The 564-nt window shown below is 41.3% G+C and carries 1 protein-coding gene; it reads right to left on the minus strand.

The annotated features are described in order from the left end of the window. Positions 1-240: 240 nt before the first annotated feature. Positions 241-564 (minus strand): hypothetical protein (locus ACQEXR_RS20410; RefSeq protein WP_427021062.1); only part of this gene is annotated, 324 nt, incomplete at its 5' end.

Raw genomic sequence — 564 nt, forward strand, 5'->3', positions numbered from 1 at the left:
AAAAACTGCGCATGAATACCACTCGTTGCATCATCCACGCTAGCCATGAGGCAAGAGCGTTCATTACCGAACCAGCAATGTGGACTGCCATCCATTTGCAACATAAGCCCAGCCAACGGCATACGCTCTCTGCATCAGCACATTCGTTGTACATTTTTACTCACTGTAGCCTTTGTTGCATTTCTCTGTTCATTGACACCCAGTATAGTTGAAGGGATGTCTATGAATCACACAGTTAAATCAGAATGAAATACCTAGCCCCTTCTCAAGAAAAGCCAGAAAAAAAACCGCTATCCAACTCCACATTCCTAAAGCATTCCACCACATAAACGCCTTAAATTTGACTGAATTTGTTGTAACCCGCTTACGAATAAATGGGTACTTAACCCAATAATCAAAGCAGCGGCTCCCTACCTCCCAAGACAATTGATATTTAGGGCGCATATAACCGTTATCGTCATAGTATTTGCCAAGGTCTTTTGCTAACTGCTTATCCATAAAGATAATATACTTAAAACTCCCTAATGAAATTACTGGCAATATAACTATCGCTGGAAAGCACCA

It is taken from the genome of Vibrio sp. TRT 2004 (assembly GCF_050113735.1).
In the GTDB taxonomy this organism is placed as follows: Bacteria; Pseudomonadota; Gammaproteobacteria; order Enterobacterales; family Vibrionaceae; genus Vibrio.